This is a genomic window from Enterorhabdus sp. P55 (assembly GCF_009911695.1).
Taxonomy (GTDB): Bacteria; Actinomycetota; Coriobacteriia; order Coriobacteriales; family Eggerthellaceae; genus Enterorhabdus.
In genome coordinates this window covers 1-3,109 of record NZ_QWKK01000173.1, presented here as the reverse complement: position 1 = coordinate 3,109, position 3,109 = coordinate 1, and the positions used below count along the sequence as shown (strand labels likewise).

Annotated in this window: 2 protein-coding genes; both read right to left on the bottom strand. The window is 68.9% G+C overall.

The features are described from left to right. Nucleotides 1-597 precede the first annotated feature (597 nt). A complete protein-coding gene (nagA, locus tag D1643_RS10425) occupies nt 598-1,737 on the bottom strand; it encodes an N-acetylglucosamine-6-phosphate deacetylase (RefSeq protein WP_160710553.1) in 1,140 nt (379 codons plus the stop codon). Nucleotides 1,738-1,835: 98 nt separating this feature from the next. Further along, nucleotides 1,836-2,576, bottom strand: coding sequence for a glucosamine-6-phosphate deaminase (gene nagB / locus D1643_RS10420; protein ID WP_160710552.1), 741 nt, complete (start codon nt 2,574-2,576; stop codon nt 1,836-1,838). Nucleotides 2,577-3,109: the final 533 nt, after the last annotated feature.

The following is a 3,109-nucleotide window of genomic DNA, read 5'->3' as shown; positions in this document are numbered from 1 at the left end:
CGCGAGGGGCGGGGCGCCGGCCGGGGGCAGCAGCGGGGATGCGGGGCCCGCCGGCTGCTGGACGGCGGCCCGCCGGGCGCGGCCGGGCGGACTTTCTGGCCATTTTCGGCACGGTTTACGCAACTTCGAGGCCCTCGCAGGCGACGTGCTGCGAGGGCGCCGCCGATGACCTGGGGTTATGCGAAGGCGTACGGCCAGCCGGGCCGGCCCGCAGCCCGCCAGCCGCGTAAACCACGCAGTTTTTGGCCAAAAACTGCCGAGTGGAGTGTCGGAGGACGAGGCATCCGAGCCAATCAGGCTAGCATGGGGGGGCGAACCAGGGCTGGCGAGCAGCAGACGCCAGAGGAGCCGACAGCGCCACCAACGAGGCGCAACAGCGCCAAGCTGGGAAGCAGACGGCATCATCACAGGGGAAGCCGGAGGTGACTCAGCCAGGAGAGGTCATCCGAAGAAGCGAGCACAGATCCCCCAACACCCCGAGGGGAGGACAGCGTCGCGATCCCACCTCGCAGGATCCCACGGGCCCCTCCCCAAACGCAACGGCGGGCGGCCCCGCTGGGGAGCCGCCCGCCGCCTCGGGGCTCGGGAGCGCGGCGCCTAGAGCGCGCGGCCGCGCAAGACGGCCTGGCGCACCTCCAGCGTCTGCTTATCGAGCAGCACCACGTCGGCCACGGCACCGGGGGCCAGCGTGCCGTAGCGCCCCTCCAGGCCAATGGCACGGGCCGGATTGGCCGTCGCGGCCTTCACGGCACTCACGAGCGGGATGTCCATCTCGCGCACCGCCACGTAGAGGCAGCGCATGAGGTCGCTCACCGATCCGGCCAGCGCGCCGTTGTCGATGCGCGCCTCGTAGCCGTCCACCGTCACGTCCTGGCCGCCCAGGTCGTACACGCCGTTCGGCATGCCGGCGGCACGCAGCGTGTCGCTCACCAGGATCATGCGCTCATCCCCGAACAGGTTGAACGCCAGGCGCACCATGGCCGGGTGGATGTGCACGCCGTCCGCGATGATCTCGGCCGTCACGTCGTCGCGCTCGGCGGCGGCGGGGATGGGACCGGGCGTGCGATGATGCATGCCGGGCATGGCGTTGTAGAGGTGCGTGAGGTGCCGCGCGCCCTCGGCGAACGCACGGGCCGCCGTGTCGTAGTCGGCCGTGGTGTGGGCCACCGAGATGCGCACCTCGTTGGCGAGCGCGCCGATGAACGCATCGGCCCCAGCCTCCTCTGGCGCGATGTCCACGAGCTTGAACAGGCCGCCAGCCGCCTCCTGAAGGCGGCGGAACTCGTCCACGCTGGGATTGCGCACGTGCTCGGGATTCTGGGCGCCCACCTTGCCCGGCGAGATATAGGGGCCCTCCATGTTGATGCCTACGAGGTCGGCTTCGTTGGCCGCTGGCTCATAGGCCGCGGCGACCTCGGCGGCGCGCAGCAGCACGTCCTCGGGCAGCGTCATGGTGGCGGGACACATGGCCGTGACGCCGCGCGACGCCTCATAGGCGCCCATGCGATGCAGGCCCTCCGCATCACCATCGCTCACATCTGCGCCCGCGCTGCCGTGGAAGTGGATGTCCACAAGGCCGGGGATGACATAGCAGCCGGAGGCGTCGAGCTCCTCCCCGTCAGCCTGAGCCTCCTCAGCCACGGTGAGCCCACCCGCCAGATACACGTCGCGCGCCGTGAAGCGCCCGCCGTCAAACACCTCGCCGCCGCGAACGGCGCCGATCTTCCTCAGTTCCATGGTCGTATCCTCCTTGTGCTCAGGGGGTGGTCAGACGCCCCGGCCGAGCAGGCGGCCTCACGCCGCCGCTCGATCCTCAGGCGCCGCGTCTCGTGACGTTACGCCAAATGCTCGCGGCAGCGGGCGCCGGCAGCGGCGTCGCACACCACGGTCACGTCGGGATGAAGTTGGAGGGCGGAGGCGGGCACCTCGGGCACCACCGGCCCGAACAGCGACTGCTCCAGGATGGCAGCCTTGTCCTCTCCGCTCACCACCATGAGGATCTTACGCGCCTTCATGATAGTGCCGATGCCCATGGTGTAGGCCTCGCGCGGCACCTCGTCGATGGAGTCGAACAGGCGGCTGTTGGCCTGGATGGTGGACTCAGTCAGCTCGACGCAGTGGGTGGTCACCGGGAAGCTGTCGGCCGGCTCGTTGAAGCCGATGTGGCCGTTATGGCCCAGGCCGAGCAGCTGGATGGCGATGCCGCCGGCAGCCTCGATGGCCTCCTCGTAGGCGGCGCAGGCCGCATCGGCGTCCGGGTCGAACCCATCGGGCACATGGGTGCGGGTCGGGTCGATGTCCACGTGGTTGAACAGGTTGTCGGCCATGAAGTAGTGGTAACTCTGATCGTGGTCATGGGCCAGCCCGCGATACTCGTCGAGGTTGAACGTGGTCACGTCGGCAAAGCTCACCTTGCCGGCGGCGCAGTCGGCCACCAAGTCGGCATAGAGCCCGATGGGCGTGGAGCCCGTGGCCAAGCCGAGCACGCAGGAGGGGTCGTCAGCAATGACGGCCTCGATCTGCTCCGCAGCGACGCGGCTCATGTCCTCATAGGTATCGACGATGACAAGATCCATGGATGTTCCTTCCTGATGATTGCGAGACGTGTCTATCTTAGCGGTTCAGGCGCTTGAGGGCCATAAGCGCCGCCATCTCGTCATGCCAGCCAGCGAAGGCGCCGCTCGCACCTGCCGCACGCAGGCGCCAGTCGATGCGAAGCGCGGGAAACTGCACCGTTTCTTCGACTTTGTGACAGAAAGGGGGCTTCAAGAGCGCCCCACCGGCTCCGGCACCGCCCTCGGCTTGTATATCCTTGCCTCAGTATCATTTTGACCAGGCACGCAGCGTAAGCCCGTTGGAAGGGCTCGTGGCTTCTTGTCACAAACTCGAAGAAACTGTGCAGAAACGAACGCAGCAGCCCAGCACCCACCGCACCCGAGCACCCGCTGCACGCGGCGGCGCCGCCCCAGCGCGTCCCCGGCCCGCCGCAGCAGCGTCCCAACACGCCCGCGCCCGCCGCGCCGCAAAAGCACCTCACACGCACCCGCACGCCTGCGCCCGAGCACCCATGCCCGCCGCTCCAGCGCGCACCCGGCCCGCCGCACCGCAG